A 17,861-nucleotide genomic window follows, 5' to 3' on the forward strand; every position below is an offset into this window, starting at 1 on the left:
GGCCACCGGCAGAACAGATGAGACCCCCACGTGACTCCCGCCATCGACGCCCATGTCCGCCTCGACACCCACCCCACTCACCCGAGCGCCGTGCAGGCTCACGTCACCGGTGGCCAGGCCACCGTCGCTCTCACGGCCATGGAGGCTGCCGGCTGGAGCGTCGCCGCCACGGGCGTCCTGGTCCTGGCCCGCATCGATCACGAGGAGCCCTGCTGGGCCGCCGACGCCGCCCAGCACCTGACCGCCGAAGGCATCACCCTCGAGATCACCCCACGCCTCCAGGAGGCCATCGACGAGGAATGGACCTGGCCGAACTACCCGATGCCCTGGTGCACCGGCAGCGAAATCCGCGAGGTCTCCAACCAGGCGCAGAAGATCCACGACTACATCCGCAACGGCCACCTCCTGATCCACGCACACGCCCGCGACGGCCACACCACCGTCGCAGTCGGCACATACCTCCACCCAGGTGGCAAGTCCGTCTACCTGCACGGTGAGGATCATCTGCGTCAGATCGCCGATACGTTCGACTCACCCGCGGAGGCACTGGTGGCCTTCGAGAAGGTCCACGCGGCCGAGATGCGCCCCGGCCCGGCGCCCTTGACCGACACCGAACGCGCCGCCATTGCAGCGCGTTCCGTCTTCGACGTCACCACAGCCAAGCCCGAACCGTCCCGCCCCCAGCTGGAGACTGTCCCCGTCTACCTGGCCGATGCCGGCGACCACGACGCGCTCCTCGACACCTTCCTCGACACGCACGGCGAGTTCGAGAAGTGGCGGACCTGGTCAGACGAGACCACCCACGCGATCCACGAATCGCAGACTCTGCGCATCGAGCGGGTCCACGAAGCCCACCCCCGCGAGACCGCCTGGACCGTGGCCGCCTACGAGACGCCGGTGTCCGACCGCATGTGGCACCTGACGGCCACCTGCCCCCGCCCCCATGCTCCAGGCTCTGCTGAACCACCTCGCCGACGGTGACGGATGGGACACCGCCCTAGGGAGCCCCGTGGACGAGAAGACTGTCACCGCCGCCACGAAACCCCTCGCTGGCGCCGGATGGAAACACACCGTGGACGGACGCTGGCTCCGCTGGACGAACGCCTCCCAGGATGCCGGTGTCCAGTTCGACGCCTTAGCCGCCCAGCAACCGAACAGCCCCCTCGCCACCTGGACCCTCTGGGCCGGCCCCACCATCGACCAGCCCACCTGGACTATCCACGCCTCCCCCTACAACACACCCGCCCCCATGATCGCCGACCTGACCGAGGAACTCGCGCACGGCACCGGCACTCGGCAGTTCAACCCCAGCGTCCAGCGGCAGCCTCCGCGTCCCACCGCCACCGAACCGGCCATCGCGACGACCCTCGCCAGATCTTAGGCGAGCCGAAGTCGCTGACCAGCACACTCACGCACGCGAACAGCAGTGTGGCCCTGCGGACGGGGGATGCCTCAGGGCCACACTCGCACCGTACCGCGTCTATCCGTTTCACGGGGGCTCACTCTCGCTGAATGCCGATGAGGCCCCTGCCCGCCATCGCCACTGCTGAGCTCGCTCATCCCCGTCCCTGCTTCAAGACTCCCGGCATTAAGGTAGGGGGACTGTGCTGGTCGACCAGGGACAGCCAGATGGAGATAGGCGCGGCTCATAGCGGGGAGCAGCAGATTCGTGACAATGGCGTTCGAGCAGGGGCAGCGCGTGAGCCTGCCAAAGACTGTGCCAGGCTGGGTCACGATCGATCACGCACGGAAGCTGCCCGACGGGAGCTGGTCGCTCTATGTCATCGATGATGATCAAGGTCTCCACAAGGTAGAACTAACCGCCGACGAAGCCGACCGAGTCCAGATTCTGGCGAAGGACGGCAGCGCACCTTCGGCACGGATCTTGGCAGGCATGTGGACGCAGTGGATGGCTGCTGCTGCAACCAACGCGAATAGCACGCTGCTGGCTTCATCTCCGCTGAACCCGTACGCACACCAGGCCAATGCCGTCTATGGGGCCATGCTCCCCCAGCCGTGGCTGCGTTTCATGCTCGCCGACGAGCCCGGAACCGGTAAGACGATCATGGCCGGACTTTACCTGCGAGAGATGCAGAGGTACGGACTCATCCGGAAGGCGCTGATCGTCGCCCCGGCCAACCTGGCGTCCAAGTGGCAAGCTGATTTCGATCGATTCTTCGACGGCGGACTCCGGCGGATTACCTCGGACACGGTCCGTGAGCATGCTCTCGATGTGACGCATGACATGTGGGTCGTGTCCCTGGAGCTGGCCGCGGTCAACGGTGCCGTCCAGGAGGCCATCCGCCCGGACCGTGCAGGCTGGGACATCGTCGTTTTCGACGAGGCGCACAGGCTGACACCTACGGCCCAGGCATACCACAGGGTGGGGCGGCTCTTGTCTCGGGCACCTCGCACGCTCCTCATGACGGCGACGCCGCACCGTGGCTCGGAGTGGCTCTTCCGGCATCTGCTGCATCTCGTCGACCCTGACATCTATCCGGATCCGGGCGATGACCAGTCGCAAGACCTGCCAAAGCTCACGCCCGGCCCGATCCATTTCCTTCGCCGCATGAAGGAGGATCTTGTCGACTATGACGGTCAGAGCCGTCTTTTCAAGCGCCGTCGGGCGACGAATCACCGGATTCCGCTGAGTCGTCAGGAGCACTCCATCTACAGCCAGGCGCTGGCGTTGGTGGACCGCTACATGCTTCCGAACGCTCAACCGCTTGCCCGGATGGTGTACGGCAAGCGGGCCGCCTCTTCCCTCTTTGCCATTCGTGAAACCCTGCGGCGCCGGCACGAGCAGATGGGACGGCTCGCAGCGGCCGAAGCGTCGGTCCTGGCGGACCCCTATGGCGAGGATGAGGCCGGCCGCGAGGAGGCCCAGGTCGTCAACGCAGACTCCACCGCAGTGCGTGCGGAGCGCAAGGCTGTCTCCGATCTGGTCGAGCAGGTGGACCAGATCCTCCAAGACCCCATGATCTCGCCCTCGAAGTGGCGAGTGCTTGTCGACGGCTGTCTGGCTCCGGAAGGGATCTACCCCGGCAACGGTGAGCAAGCCGTGGTCTTCACCGAGTTCGCGGACACGGCACAGTGGATCACGGAGCGGCTTGAGCACGAGGGCTATAGCGCGCGCATGTACTCCGGGCGGCAGCCCAATGCAGAGCGTGATGCGGTACGGGCCGCGTTCATGCGCGGTGACTTCCAAATCATCGTCTCCACCGACGCCGGCAACGAGGGCATCGACCTGCAGGTCGCACACGTACTGATCAACTACGACATCCCGTGGTCTCTCGTCCGCCTGGAACAGCGCATGGGCCGCATCCACCGCGTCGGCCAGACCCGCGATGTCGAGTTGTTCAACCTGGTTGCTGTCGATACCCGGGAAGGTGCCACCCTCCACCGCCTGCTCGACCGGTTCGTTACGGCTGCCAACGAACTCGACGGGCAGATGTTCGACAGCCTCTCGCTGGTCGCCGAACTTGCTGGCATCCGGTACGAGGAATGGCTTCAGGCTCTCTACGGCGACGACGAGGAGCGACGGCGCGCCGCAGAGGACGCCGCCCGTCGCATCACCGTCGCCGACCTCCGCCGCCGGGCACAACAGGTCCGGGCCCAGGAAGCCGAACTGGCCAGCAAGGTCGAAGCGATGGCAGCACTGACCTTGCTGCAACAGGACCTTCTCGAACGCATCAACCCGGCGATCGTCGAAGCCTTCCTCAAGCGGCTCGACTCCGCGGGACTGCTACGCGTGCAGAACACCGCGGCCGGTGACGGCATCCTGCTCCTCACCTCGGACATCGTCCTGCCCGCCGGCCTCGGAGGCGAGGCACATGCTCTGGTCGCCACGAGCAGCCAGGCGCTCAAAGACAACGCGGGGAGCGCCGACACCTCCCGCGCCCTCGCGCTCGGTCCGGGCAGCCTGGCCTTCGGTGACCTCATCGACCACGTCTCAGAGGCCCTGGCACCCGACTTGTACCGCGGTGGTGCCGCCGAGGATCCCACCAGCATCAGCGGCTACGAACTGCACGCCTACGAAGCCACGCTGACCGAAGTCGGAGGCCGACGCCGCACAGCCTGGGCCGGCCTCATCCGCGTCGACGAGACCGGCGACGCCTACCCCGTCCGCTGGGAGACCCTGGCCAATCTGGTCCCGACCACCAAGCCGGGCGGTACCCCTCATCCCGCCCGCGAGCAGCTGGCCGAGGCGCGTGCCAACCAGCTCGCAAGCGATACCCGCACGAAGTACCAGGAAGTACGTGACGACTGGTTCGCTTCAGCCCGTCGTGACCTGGAGAACCTGCCGATCGATCTCACCCATCAGATCCGCGACCGGAACGAGCGCCTGGCGCTGCGGGACCGGCTGCGCGACCAGGCGCAGCAGCGCCTTGAAGAACTTGAGCGCCTGAGCAAGGTGGAAATCACCCAACCCGCCTGCGTGGCGCGCATGCGGGTCTATGCCGGCGCGGTCGAGACGTCCACCGAGGAGAAGGACTCCGAGCGCATTGCCATGCGCCACGTGCAGCGCCTCCTGCAAGAGGACGGCTGGGTCGTTTCGGACGTGCACGCAGAGAACCGCGGATACGATCTTCGAGCGGTGAGGGGCCGCGACCAGCGCCTAGTTGAGGTCAAGGGAGTATGGGACTCGGCGGCCTCACGAGGGATCCGGCTGACCGGCAACGAGGTGCTCATGGCCATGCAGCACCGGCGGGACTTCTGGCTGTACGTCGTCGACCGATGTTCTGACGGTCGGGGCACGCTGTTCGGCAGCTTCCGTGACCCGATTACCGTCTTCGCAGGTGACATCCGCGGAGACGCCGTATTCCGGATTCCGGGATCGTCGCTGCGCACCGCCCGTGACCGCCATCAGGAGAGTTCCGAATGACACGCATGATCGAACGCTGGTTTCCCTGCACAGAGGTCAGTGATGCGTGCTCGGAGGGCTGGGGCAGCGGCAACACCGAGTCGAGCCTGTGGGTGTGGTTCGCCAAGCGTCCCGTAGCACAAGCGAAGGCTGCTGTCCTGACTAGCCTCCTGCCATGGCCGGAGGACGAGAAGGAACAGCGGGATCTGCAGGGGCTGGTCCGAAAGGCCCTGACGGGACACGCCGTTGCGGCCAGCGAGATTCAGCAGATCCTCGACAAGGAGTACGAGCAACCTCCTCGCGTCCTGGACCCCTTCTCGGGCCGGGCCATGATTCCTCTTGAGGCTGGGCGCCTCCAAGCACAGGCATACGGCATCGATTATTCGCCTTTTGCCGCTCTGGGCGGCGCACTCCTGTCGGACTTGCCGTTCCGTGACTGGTCTCAGGAACCGCCCCTTCCTTTCACCGACGACGAACAGCGCCAGGTCGAGATCGAAGACAACTCCGATCGGATCGTGACCGATGTGGCCAGGTTCATCGGAGAAGTGGGTTCACGTTTCCGCCAGTCCATGGACGAGTTCTACCCGAAGCATCACGGCGCTTACCCGTGGGGCTACCTGTGGGCGTCAACCCTTCCCTGCCAGGAATGCGGTCGTCGCTTTCCTCTGGTCGGCGAACTCGAACTGCGGCGGGCCCGTCCGAAGAAGAACGACGAAGGCCAGAGCTTCCGGATCGTTGCCGACCCGCAGTCGGGCGTGTGCGAAGCCGCCGTCCACGACGGACCGCCCACCGGCACACCTACACGCGTGCAGGCCGGCAAAAGCAAGTACTCGGCAACGGGCCGCGTCGCCGTCTGCCCATTCTGCAGCCACGTCCATTCCAAGGCTGTCCATACCCGCCTCAGTGTGGAAGGCCAGCGCCGCGACATGCTCCTGGTCGCCGCAGACATCGACCCGGACGACGGCACCAAGGTCTTCCGCCCTCCCACGGACAGGGAAATCGACGCTGCCCGGCGAGCGGCAGACGCGCTGAAGAGCGAGTCGCCGTTCGGGGTACTGCCCGCGCGTCCTGACGAGACGATTCCGGATGGCAACACATGGACCATCCAATCCGTGAACTACGGTGACCGCACCTACGGTGACCTCTGCGAAGCCCGACAGACGCTCGGGCTGGTACGGCTGGCCCGCGCCATCAACGAGGCGACCGAAGACTGCCTGAAAGCCGGCCTTTCTGCCGACTACGCCCGAGCGCTGGCTGGCTATGCCACAGCAGCAATGATGAGAAAGATGCGGCGATCCACCCGTGGCGCCCGCCTGCAGAAGGCAGGCGGGGCTCAAGTCGGTGACATCTTCGTCAACCAGTCCGCGGTCTCCTTCTCCTATGACTGGTTCGAGAGCGGCCTGTCAGGCGGTCCGGGCTCGTGGGAATCCCTGTCTCGGCAGACCATCACCACGCTGCGCAACATTCGCCAGCGAGCGACGGCGTTGCCAGCGGTGATCCAGCGAGGCACAGCGACAGCCATCCCGTTCCGGCCCGGCTCCATGGACGCCGTCGTGACGGACCCGCCGTACGACGACATGATCGACTACAGCGACTCCAGCGATCTGTTCTACGTGTGGGCCAAACGGGCCATGTACACCGCCGATCCCATGCTGTCGATGACGATGCATCCCGGCGGTGTGCAGGAAAAGAACGACGACATCACCGTCAAGCGGGGCGGGAGCCAGGGTGGGGACCACCGCACGCAGCAGCACTATGACGACAGCCTCGCAAGGGCCTTTGCCGAGGCCCGCCGGGTCGTGACCGAGGACGGCGTGGTCACCATCGTCTTCGGGCACGGTGACTTGGAGGTATGGCGCCGACTGCTCAGCGCCATCACCTCAGCCGGCCTGGTACTGACCGGATCGTGGCCTGCCAAGACCGAAGCGGGCGGAGCGTCGGCCACGGCCGCGAACATCGTGACGACACTGACGATGGCTTGCCGCCCCGCTCCTGCGAACCGGCGCGAGGGACGCCTCGCTGCTGTGGAGAGTCAGGTCAAAGCCGAGGTCAAAGCCCGTGTCGAACTATGGGACCGCTCAGGGCTCGCCCACACCGACATGCTCATGGCCTCCGCAGGGCCCGCGATGGAGGTGACCGGCCGCTACTCGCAGATCCTCGACGTCACAGGTGATGAAGTCGACCTCGAACGGTTTCTGATCGTGGCGCGCAAGGCCGTCCAGGAATCCGCGGACATCAAAGTCGTGTCCTTGCCCCTGGATTCGTTCGATGCCCGCACTCGATTCGCGCTGTGGTGGGTACGCCTCTACGGCCAGCAGTTGGCGCCCAAATCCGAGCTTCGGTGGCAGGTCCTGGCCGCCGACCTGGAAATGGCAGACGTGAAGGACCTCCTTCACCAGGGCGACAAGGGCTGCCGTTTGCTCACGGCCAAGGAGTTCAGGGGCTCCATCACGCCGGACTCCTCGGTCATTGACGTCGCCTTCGCCATGGCGCAGGCATGGCCAGACGGTCTCGACGCTGTGGCCGAAGTCCTCGTCGATGCCGCACGGGACAACGACGACGAGTACTTGTGGTCCGCGATCACCTATCTGGCGAACAGGCTGCCCGAGGGCGAGGCCGATGCCTCAGCCTGGAACAATTTGCAGCGGGCTCGGCGTGGCGTTGATGTGGCCGCCCGGACCATCGCGAACACGCAGATCCGCACGGCCCGTGAAACCGCTGGCAAGGACACCCACCCCACCCTGTGGTAGTCCACCCTGATGCGACGCAATGACCAAAGATCAATGGAAAGCGAGGAGTTGGAGTGAAGCAGAGCGGTGTGACGCCGTGGTGGAAGGCGCTGCGGATCCGACCTGAGATCCTGGACGCCTCGGGGTCCATCGCCGATGTGCAGATGTCGCTGTACCACGCCGTGTACGGGACCGGAGATCAGCGCCCCCAATATGCCGACGCGTCGTACTACGGGGAGATCACACACCCTACGGGAGCGCTCACTGATCTTCTCGCGCGGATCGCCATCCGGCTCGGCGGGGGAAGCGACTACACCAAGGTTCCTGCCCTCCTGCGACTCGACCAGGGCATGGGCGGCGGAAAGTCTCACGCCTGCATCGGCGCGTACCATCTCGCCGCTGCCCCGCTCAACCTGGCCAAGACGGACGTCGGCAAGGCCGTTCTCCGCCAGGCGGAATCCATCCTCAATCGCCCCCTGCCCAAGAACCTCGACAACCCTCACGTCGTGGTGCTCCCCTGCGACAACATGACACCGGGCGCTACGGTCGTCGAGCATGATGGCCCCACCAAGAGCCTTTACGAGCGCTTCCTGTGGCGGCTCTTCGACGGCGATTACTCGCGATACACCGCCTATCGCGAGCACTTCAGCAACGTGTCCAAGATCTCCGAGGCCATCAGGTCGCTCGACAGGCCCGTCCTGATCATCGTCGACGAGATCATGAACTACTTCGGCAACGGGCTCGATGGCGTGGGCGATGAGGCTCTCACGGCACAGGACCAGGCTTTCATGCGCGCCCTTCTGGACGCCGTCACGAAGACGCCGCACACCGCGATGCTGGCCGTCATGATTGCCTCCGACAAGGACTCCATCTCCCTGAGCCCGGAAGGGCAGAGCCGGCGTCTCGATCTTGAGCGCCTGCTTGAACGCAACGGCAAGCCCGTCGGCGCCCATGAGAACGACGATTTCGCGGCAATCCTGCGGCGTCGCCTCTTCACCCAGCCGCCGGCCAAGGAAGTGGTCGATGCCACCGTTCGTGAATTCAAGGAGGCCATGGACAACGGGCCTTGGAAGAACAAGGTCTACGACGGGCTGCATGCGCCTTGGACGGTGAACTTTGCTGAGGAAGTGAGCCGGACCTATCCCTTCCATCCGCAGCTCATGCACATGGCCGAGCACGAGTGGGCCAACCGCACTGGCTTCCAGAAGGTCCGCTCGACGATAAAGGTCTTTGCCGCGGCCGTCTACGCCCTTCAGCAGCGCGGGAAGGAAAAATCATGGGCGCCGCTACTCATCGGTCCGGGTGATCTCCCTCTGTCCAACACTCAGGTACGCGAGTCGATCATCGGGTCCGGCCTGATCAGCGATACCAAGACCCAGAACAACTACCGCTCGCTCGCCCAGAACGACATCGTCGGCGTCAGGGACGCAAGCGGAACGGCTCGCCTTCTCGACCTGAACCGAGGCACAGAGGACAGCGCGCTCTGGCACCACTCGAATCCCCGCGCCGCCGAGCGCGCCGCAACAGCCATCTTCCTCACCTCGATTGTGTCGGGACGCAGCCAAGGTCGTCGCGGCGCCACCGATGCCGAGGTCAAGGCCGCAACTGCCGTGCCGGATCCGGCCTACATGTTCGCCGATGCCGACGCCGTCCTGAAGGACCTCACCGACCCGGATACCGGCCTCGTGAGCATCGAAGTCACCCCAGGGCAGAAGGGTCAGCAGCCTCGGTACTTTCTGTCTACCGAGCAGACGCTGCTCATGCTGCAGCGTGCCATGAGGGACACCATCACCGACGCCGAACGCGATACGGTCATCGCCGAGTTCGCTGAACACCTCACGGATACCGGACCGTTCGACCGCAAGCTGTTCGTACGCGCCTCGACGGATCGCCACTCGGCCCGGGAAGTTCTGGCCACCGCTGGCATCGATGACGCCCGGGTTTCGCGTCTCGTGGTACTCGATCCTGCACAGTTCACTCTCCGAAATGGCGCAGATCGCGCTACTCGCGAAGCCGTTCAGGCCGCTGTCGGACTCGGTGCCGACAAGCTGCCTGCGCGATGGGCGTCCTCGGCGGTCTTCGCCGTAGCCAATACACAGCAACGGCATGCTGCGCGCCGTCTCGCGACCGCCTATCTCGCAGCTGAGCGCGTCCTCGGAGTCCAGGAAACGCAGGACGACGCGGACATGAAGGCCAAGGCCATCACCGAACGCAATGACGCGAAGCGCAACCTTGAGACGACTATCAAGCGGGCATTCCAGCACATCCTTTTCCTGGCCCAGCCGGACGACGACACAACACGCGGTGTCGACGAAGTGACCTTTGACGACAAGACGGAAACCGCCCTCCACGGCACCATCGTGTGGAAAGCCCTCGTCGAGAAGGGCAAAGCCTTCGATCAAGGGACGTTCTCCGCAAAGGCGCTGCTCCACAACCTCCGCGAGAACGACTACGGCCGGCCGATCGATGAGCTACGAGACTCTTTCTGGAATACACCGCGGCTTCCCCTCCTGCACGGCGGTCAGAGTGACCTACGACAGGCCCTCTTCGACGCCGTCCGGGCCGGCCTGCTGCGCATCGTCGACAGCGAGGGAGAAGAAGTAGCAGTCACTGGCGTCTCGGAGATCAACCTCTCCAGCCAACGGCTCCGGCTCGGCAAGCCCATGGCACCCACCGCGGACGACGAGGCGCAGCCCGGCTCGGAGGACAGCACCCCCGAGCCTGGTCCCGTCCCTGGAGCCGGTCGGCCAGGGGGCCAAACAAGCCCCGGCGAGCCCGAGGACGCTCCTACTACCCCCCAGGAGAAACAGATCGCGTTCTCCGTGACACAGAGCATGCTCAACAACACTGGCAATGCCGAGGACTTGAGCCAGCTGTTCCGTCAGCTGTACGACATCATCGACCGGGGTGACGTCTCGTTCCTGCAGGCCAGCTTCCAGATGGTAGTCAACGCCCAGTCCGCCGACGGCCTTGCCGATCGGATTCGCGAACTGGGCTCGCCTGTCCACGTCCGCGATCTCTAACAAGGTCGGGAGCAAAATGGGCAATCCGCCGCAGGTAGCTGGGCGCAACACGGGCCACCTGCGGCGGAAGGTTCCACACCGGAATCGATATCGGTCGAGACGTGGTCACTACCCTCCGGCCGTGGGCTACTACGGCAATGCGCCGGAGCCCCGCTTATCGGCGGAGCCCGATATGCGCCTAATCAGGAGGAGTTCGACCTCCGCCGCCAGTTCATCATCCCTGTGGCACTCCTCCTCACCGAGATCAACGCGCGTGCGTACCTCCGTCGTGGCAATGGCACAGGCGCTGGCGCCCGCCCACGGTCCGGTGGGCTCCGGCACGGCTGCCGCGACGAGACACAGAACGGGCCCCGTTAGATGCAAGCAAGGGTCGCCCTGTGGGGCGGCCAGAGTTCAAACAGAGGCCGGGACCGAGGCTTGCGTGGGCGCAAGGCACCGTCGGTCATAGCGTCGAGGTAGCGCTCGGCATCCAGGGCGGAGGCAGAGCCGATGCCGACAGCGGTGACGAGGACATCGCGGATCTCGCTCACACCGTGGCTTACAGGGCGATCTCGGCGATCAGGCCCTCGACCAGGGCCTTGATCTCGTCCCGGACGGCCACTACGGCACCGCGACCATTTGCGACGAGAACGCGATATGTAACCCAGCGTATCTAACGGGTACGGTCTTCCTATGCCTATGGGGGAACACGACACACGGGGCCCGTCTCGCGCTGGAGCAGGGGTAGGGGTTGCGAGCGTCGCCGTGCCATCGCAGGCGGGACCGAACCTGATGGAGTTCCAGCTGTCGGTCGGCGAGGGCAAGATCCTTCAGTTCAAGAAAAAGGCTCAGATCGCTGCTATCGCCGAGCTGGTTTGGAACGCTCTGGACGCGAACGCGACCGCAGTGGACGTCGAACTGCGTCGCGAGTGGGACGCGATCACCGAGATCGTGGTCACCGACAACGGCCACGGCATGACACTGCAGCGGGCCCGCGCGGCGTTCGAGGGATACGGCGAGACCTGGAAGACCGGCAAGACGCACACCGAGGGAAACACGCGCATCCTGCACGGCCACAACGGCGAGGGACGCCTGTACGCCTTCGCTCTGGGGGACCAGTTCACGTGGGAGTCGGTGGCTGAGGTCGACGGCGCCCTTGCCGGCGTCCGGATCAACGGTGACGCAGACCACGCCACCATCTGGCGAGTCGTACAGACCGAGCCTGTCCGAGACCAGACCGGCACCATCGTTCGGATCAACGTCCCCCAGGGCAAGACCCTGCGCGGCCTGGAGCGTCAGGACGCCGCTGCGAACCTCACGGCGAAGCTGGCGTTCTACCTCCGGGCCTACCCAGACGTCTCCGTGACGTTCGACGGCAAAAGGTTGGATCCCAGCAACATCATCGTCGGCGAACCCATCGACCTGCCGCTAGATCTGCCAGAGGAGTACGCCCAGGAGGACCCGGCCCCCGTCGTGACCTTCGTGGAATGGAACCAGCGGATGAGCGACCGCAGAATGCTCATCTGCAACGCCGAAGGCATCGCCCTGTACGAGCAAGGCCGGGTCTGGGCCGACAGCATCGTCAGCTTCACGCCTTACCTGCGCTCCAACCTGTTCAACGAGATCTCCGTCGACGACCTGCACGGCCTGCCCATGTCACATGGCAGCCTCCTGGACGCGGCCACCAAGGCAGTCCAGGAGCACCTCACTCTCCGCGGCGCACAGATTTCCGCAGCGGTGGTACGGCAACTCAAGGAAGAGGGCATCTACCCCTACCCGGAATCGCCCTCCAGCCGCACACAAGCGATCGAGCGCCAGACCTTCGACGTCGTGGTGACCGTTGCCCGCGATGCCCTTCCGACCAAGGGCGCAGCTCGTCGGCTCTCTGTGAGCCTCATCCAGACCGCTCTGGAGAGCAGCCCAGGAGACCTGCACACCATCCTGGAAAAGGTCCTCGCCCTCAGCGATGAAGACCGCCGACACCTGAAGAACCTATTGGACAGCACTGACCTGACTCATGTCATCGGGGCCGCTACCACCGTCACCAACCGCCTGAACTTCATTGGCGCCTTACGGAAGATCCTCGCTGACCCTCACCTGCGCAAGGACCTCCGCGAAGTCGACCAGCTGCATCCCATGATCGCCCAGAACCTCTGGCTGTTCGGCGAGGACTGGAACATGGCCATGCCCGAGGTCGGACTCACCAATGTGCTGCACGCCCACCTAGAAGACGAGCTGGGTGCCGGTGTCGTGCTGGAGAACCAGCTCGACACCGTCACCCAGCCAGACGGGCGCACCGGCCGGGTGGACATCCTGTTGTTCCGCAGCCGCCGCGACGACAGCTCCACGGAACGACTCGTCATCGAACTCAAGCGCCCCACGGTCAAGGTCGGAAAGAAGGAACTCGACCAGATCACGGGCTACGCCCGAGCCATCGTCGACGACCCGCAGTACAAAGGCGTGAACTGCAAGTGGCGCTTCTACCTCGTCACCTACGAATACTCGGACAAAATCCACCGCGACATCCGGCAGAAAGAGAAGCCAGAGGGCCTCGCCGACGACCACCACGAATACGAGGTCTGGGTCAAAAGCTGGGGCGAACTCCTCGATGGGGCGGAGAAGAAGCTGCTGTTCTTCCAGCGACAGCTGAACTACGAGGCCACCGACGACCGCGTTACGCAGCACCTACGCGAGAGCTACTCCCGCTTCATCCCGGAGTCCCTCGCTACAGAAGACCAGTCCGACACAGCGGCGTTCAACGGCAACACGGGCAGTGAAGCACTGGACTGTTAAGGGGGCTGCGGCGAGCTTGCCGCCGGGCGCGGTCAGTTAGGGCGGGCCACGGACAGGGACCGCGAGGGAACATAGCCGAGGATCGCCGGTTGGCCAAACCGGCGATCCCACGCATCATTGATGATCCACTGCCATTACCTGCCCGTACGTCGGAAGGCACGACCACCACAACATCCACAGCAGCCCAGTCCCGTACGCCCTCACGTCACAAACACACCGGCCGGCTACGCCGCCGCGTAGCTGGCGCAGAAGAGGTCCACGGCCCGCTCCATGTCCCGCTCGGAGCGCAACTGCACCTCCAGGTCGCCCGTGCCATGGTGGCCCAGCCCCGTCACATCCCGAGTGAAGCCAGGCATGAGGTCGACCTCCTTCGGGTCGGCCTTGAGATAGACGAGGAGCTTGGTCTTCTGCGGCGGGCAAACGCAGGCGAAGTTCCGCAGGCGCTGATAGGCCCGGTACTGCTTGCGCTGCACCCGGCTGACGCCGTCCCCGAGGCCGAGCAGCACCTCATCAACCGCCTCCGCCAGCTCCGCCAGCGCACCGCCCTGCTCTCGGGCGGGCGGCAGCCCGGCCGCGCTCCGGCGAACCCGCCGCGCGGCCTGCCTCCGCCCGGTGACGGAAGCCACGGTCTCAAGTCCAATCAGGTCCTTGCCGAAGAACCGGTAGCGGACCAGGTCGATGCTGCGCCGGTGCTCGCGTACGGCGTGCCCGTCGTAGCGGGTGAAATCGCCAGCGACACAGATCAGCCGGGGTGCGCTCCACAGCACCTGGGACGCGGCCGATACCCCGAGCCGGTCGCGGACCAGGGTCCGGAAGGCGTCCTTGTGCGCCATCAGCCACGCCATGTAATACAAGCCCTGATTGATCACGCTGGCCGAGGTGCCGCGCTTGAACTCCACGACCACCGGCGCCCCGTTCTCATCGAGCCCCAGCGAATCGATTCGGCCGCCGTCAGCACAGTCGATGACGTACTCGCTCGCCAGGAACCGCACCCCCAGCATCGTCTCCATGTGCGCCTCGACGAGGCCCTGCACATCCGCCTCGATCTCGGCAAGACGCGGCGCGACCTCCGTCACGCCGCCATTCGTCGTGTGGAACAGCTTCAGGCCCGACACCTTCCCCTCCTCGGCTCGAAGATCGAGAACGCAGGAGAGGGGTAGATCTATTTCCGCGCGGGCGCACCGAACAGGTGAGGAGATGTGAGACGGTGACCACCTGGCACAGTCGCGAACCCCTGCATCCCATCCGTCCCAGAGGTGCCCTCGTCCCACATACGTCCCACAAAACCCCTGACAGCATGTCAGTGAGGAAGAAAGTGGCAGGTCAAAGCACCTGCCGACGAGATGCGCCAGGCGCCTTCTAAGCGCCTGCCCTGTTGTCAGCGGTGGCAGCCAGCAATCACTGGTCTCGACGACGGCCGAACGCTCAGCCGACGCCGACAGGGACTCGAAGTTTCGTGCAAGAGAGCCGTCCAGCAGCCTCGTAGACACGCGGGAGGACCCCTACGAGGCAATGCCCAACTCTGGAAGATCCCGTCCGCCGAACAGGTCGTCGAAGCGGCGGGCTCCTTGCGTAGAAATCAGAAAGTACGGGGCCCCGGAGCCGACAACGCTGTGCGGCCCTTGCTGCCCCGCGATGAGGACATCATGTGGCGCCCACACGTCGAGCCCATCGAACACGTAGTAGACCGGGAGACTGGTCCAGGCAATGAGCTTCTTCAGCTGCCCATCCTGTGGGTGAGAAGCCATCGTGTGTTGACAATGCCGCCGAGCAGGACGGTTGCCTCCGTGCTGGCCCGAACCGGCGCCTCGACGTCACCCGATCGGTTACCGTTCTGAAGAAGCTCAATGAGCTGCAAGTGCGCCAGAACTGCTGAGCGTTCAACGGCATGACGCCCTGTTCGCTGGCTGGTCATCCCACCCTTACAGTCGATCAGCACCAGGTCCCGTGCCTTCGCCGCAATGAGATCCGGAAACCATAAGAGAAAGCCGTCGCTCTGCGCCCGTGGCACTTCCGTACGCCCCCTGAGCGTTCGAAACTGCGACAACGGCCGATCCTCACGCACACAGCCGCGACTACATGCGGACGGTGGGGTCTCAACTCGCCGGAGCGGAGCCAACACTGTAGTTGCTTCGCGATCTGGTGCATTGCCAGTGCCCACTCACTCCGCAACGACGGCATCCGGCTCAGAAATCACCCACTACGGAAGCTGGACGGCGTGCCTGGCCGTTCGCCCTCCCTGACACCTTGACGACGCCTTCATAAAGAGAGCTGGACGTGCACACCCAGCCAGCCAACCGCCTTCAAGTCACGGACGAGCCACTCATAGGCAAGCTCAGTCGCCGGGCGGGATGAGCCAGTGGACAGTTCGCGATCTACGTAGTAGGGCCGATGGAAGTTCGTCTTGGAACCGACCGGCCCACCGGGGAACGGCGAGGTAGGGCCGAACCCCGGCTCGGTCCACAGGTCCAGGTCCACCTCAGGTGGGTCATTGCGGCGCCCTGCGGCCTTGGGACGGAGGGTATGGATCAAGCCGCTGTGCGACCCGTCCGTGTCGTCCTCCGGCATGACCACCATGCCTTCGGCGCTCACGGGCAGGGCGCTGTACAGGCCCAGCGCAGAGGCGAGGGACGGGAAGTTCAGTTCGACCAGCTGTCGGTAGCCGATGAGGGCGTCTCGCAGAATCTGTCTGGTGATCCCCAGCGTCAGCAACGGGGAGTACCCCTGCCACATCCGTCCACGCCGCGGGATTTCCTGATCCGGTTCGCCGTACGGTCTGCGCAGCACCTCGTCGGTAACACCGGCCAACTGGGAGTGCAACCACCGGATGTCCGCCCAGTCGTAGGTGTAGCCAGCAACTTGACGGGTGTACCGCACGGATGTCCGCACATGCTCCATCATCGCCTCAACTCGCCGGCGCACTTCAGGCACAGAGACGCCATCGCGGGGCACGTTTCCCTGGCGGAGTCGCTGCGCAAGGTGCCACAGCCGCTCATGGGCCAACGGAGAATCCGGCGGCACCAGAAGAGCACCACGTCGGACTACACGCTCAAGGGGCTCGCGGATCCGACCGCGGGCCCACTCCCACCTGCCCAGCGGATCACAGGGAAAGAGGTGCTGACTCCACCATCGCCATTCAGGGTCTTCACGGTTCGACGGGTGCGAGGCCATTGGAGTCACCGCGGGCGGCTCGGAGGAGTATCTCGACGGAGAGATGGCCACCCAGCCCTCCTTCGCCCACACTCCCCACCGAGGCAGCCGTCCATCCCGCATATCAACAAGCGAGCCGCTCAGCGGACCGAAACCCTCAACAAGGGCCTCGAGCGCCTCCCGCAGCCAAGTGCCTGCGATTTCAGCGGTTCGGAGTTCGTCGTCCGCCCGGCCCAGTCGGGCGATGGCGGTCCTGGCCCTGTCTTCAGCCTCGCGCATGCCATGGTGTTGCTTCTTGCCCCGGGCGATCTCGTCGAACGTCCAGGAAGCGGCCGCAGGGTTGGCCCGAGCAAGGCGGAGCATAAGGTTCTCCGCTTCGTCCGGGGCACTCGCGCTCACGGCGAACGCGATCGCGTAGCGCCACCGGCGGAAAGCGTCGGCAGTGACGATCTCCTCCGGCAGTACGGAGCCCTTGCGCAGGGCCTGGGCGCCGAAGTGCTGCTCGAAGACAGGCAGGGCGAAGCGGAGGCTCTCAGCTTCCTGGACGACCAGACCGGTTTCGGTCAGCTCCCACACCTCGGCTTCATGCCCGAAGTGCTGAGCGGGGACTGGACCGCCGGCATTCAGGACGTGTACGGCGAGACGAGCAAGGCGGTCCCAGGTCTGTGAGGATGGGGAACCCTTGCGCCGTCCTTTGATGACGGACGCGGCCAGACCGGACAGCAGCTCCAGGCTGGTCACCCGTGCGTCTTCACCGGCCAGGAGGCGGGAGGCGACGGACAGGGCTTGAAGGGGGCTGGTCAGCAGGTCCTGTACTTCTCGCTCTTCGAAAAGCATGCGCGCGTCGTCGCCGATCACAAGGTCGAGAAGTTCCGCGCCTCTCCGCACTGACCACGGGGCGACCTCGTGCACCACAGCCCTGCCCAGCTCGATTCCAGGTCTGCACGTGGCGAGCATCCGGGCGGTCGGGTGGGCGGCCAGCAAGAGCCTGACCTCGTATAGGAGCTGTGCAACCTGCTCGGGTGAGATCCGATCGAGATCGTCGATCACGATACGTCCGAGTCCACTCGCCGGCTCGCCGCCCGCGCGTGTGATGGCATCCAGCAGATCTGGAACGGCCTTGCCCGCATCCACCCATACAGGGATCACGACATCGGGGTCACCCGCTGCCTCGCGGAGCCCTTCCCGCATCTCGGCTTCCTCACTCTTGCCGGCTCCCATGGGCGCGACCAGAACCGCCAGAGTGCCGACGGGGACAGTCACCACCGGCAGTGAGGACTTGTCAGCCCAGTCCAGAACGGCATCGGCACGCTCCTCGGGCAC

The 17,861-nt window shown here is 65.1% G+C and carries 8 protein-coding genes; 6 read left to right on the plus strand and 2 right to left on the minus strand.

All coding sequences use genetic code 11. From position 1 onward, the window contains the following. The first annotated feature begins 30 nt into the window (after positions 1-30). The 6 genes from ACZ7LV_RS32170 to ACZ7LV_RS32195 all read left to right on the plus strand — a co-directional run bounded on the left by ACZ7LV_RS32170 (position 31) and on the right by ACZ7LV_RS32195 (position 13,388). Positions 31-981: a hypothetical protein gene (locus ACZ7LV_RS32170; protein WP_471944565.1), complete on the plus strand. Its 951-nt coding sequence runs from the start codon at positions 31-33 to the stop codon at positions 979-981. 28 nt (positions 982-1,009) lie between these two features. Next, a complete protein-coding gene (locus ACZ7LV_RS32175; protein ID WP_471944567.1) occupies positions 1,010-1,381 on the plus strand; it encodes an SPDY domain-containing protein in 372 nt (123 codons plus the stop codon). Positions 1,382-1,675: 294 nt separating this feature from the next. Then, the gene (locus tag ACZ7LV_RS32180) at positions 1,676-4,885 is read left to right on the plus strand and encodes a helicase-related protein (protein WP_471944569.1); all 3,210 of its coding nucleotides are present in this window, start codon (positions 1,676-1,678) and stop codon (positions 4,883-4,885) included. Next, positions 4,882-7,614: a DUF1156 domain-containing protein gene (locus ACZ7LV_RS32185; RefSeq protein ID WP_471944571.1), complete on the plus strand. Its 2,733-nt coding sequence runs from the start codon at positions 4,882-4,884 to the stop codon at positions 7,612-7,614. The genes ACZ7LV_RS32180 and ACZ7LV_RS32185 overlap by 4 nt, the downstream gene beginning before the upstream one ends. A gap of 53 nt (positions 7,615-7,667) precedes the next feature. Next, positions 7,668-10,616, plus strand: a complete 2,949-nt coding sequence (locus ACZ7LV_RS32190) for a DUF499 domain-containing protein (protein ID WP_471944572.1) — start codon at positions 7,668-7,670, stop codon at positions 10,614-10,616. Positions 10,617-11,387: 771 nt separating this feature from the next. Then, positions 11,388-13,388, plus strand: coding sequence for an ATP-binding protein (locus ACZ7LV_RS32195; RefSeq protein WP_471944574.1), 2,001 nt, complete (start codon positions 11,388-11,390; stop codon positions 13,386-13,388). Between the two features lie 224 nt (positions 13,389-13,612). On the opposite strand, the gene ACZ7LV_RS32200 is transcribed toward ACZ7LV_RS32195, so the two are convergent. Together ACZ7LV_RS32200 and ACZ7LV_RS32205 are read right to left on the minus strand one after the other, a co-directional pair. Further along, on the minus strand, positions 13,613-14,503 hold the full coding sequence (locus ACZ7LV_RS32200; protein WP_471944575.1) for a DUF5655 domain-containing protein: 891 nt from the start codon (positions 14,501-14,503) through the stop codon (positions 13,613-13,615). A gap of 1,144 nt (positions 14,504-15,647) precedes the next feature. After that, the gene (locus tag ACZ7LV_RS32205; protein ID WP_471944577.1) at positions 15,648-17,861 is read right to left on the minus strand and encodes an NACHT domain-containing protein; all 2,214 of its coding nucleotides are present in this window, start codon (positions 17,859-17,861) and stop codon (positions 15,648-15,650) included.

The sequence above is a fragment of the Streptomyces sp. NPDC107562 genome, assembly GCF_055657325.1.

Bases quoted from the DNA above. Each gene is read 5' to 3' on its own strand.
- ACZ7LV_RS32180 (WP_471944569.1), top strand. From the start codon at position 1,676: ATGGCGTTCGAGCAGGGGCAGCGCGTGAGCCTGCCAAAGACTGTGCCA.
- ACZ7LV_RS32185 (WP_471944571.1), top strand. From the start codon at position 4,882: ATGACACGCATGATCGAACGCTGGTTTCCCTGCACAGAGGTCAGTGAT.
- ACZ7LV_RS32195 (WP_471944574.1), top strand. From the start codon at position 11,388: ATGGAGTTCCAGCTGTCGGTCGGCGAGGGCAAGATCCTTCAGTTCAAG.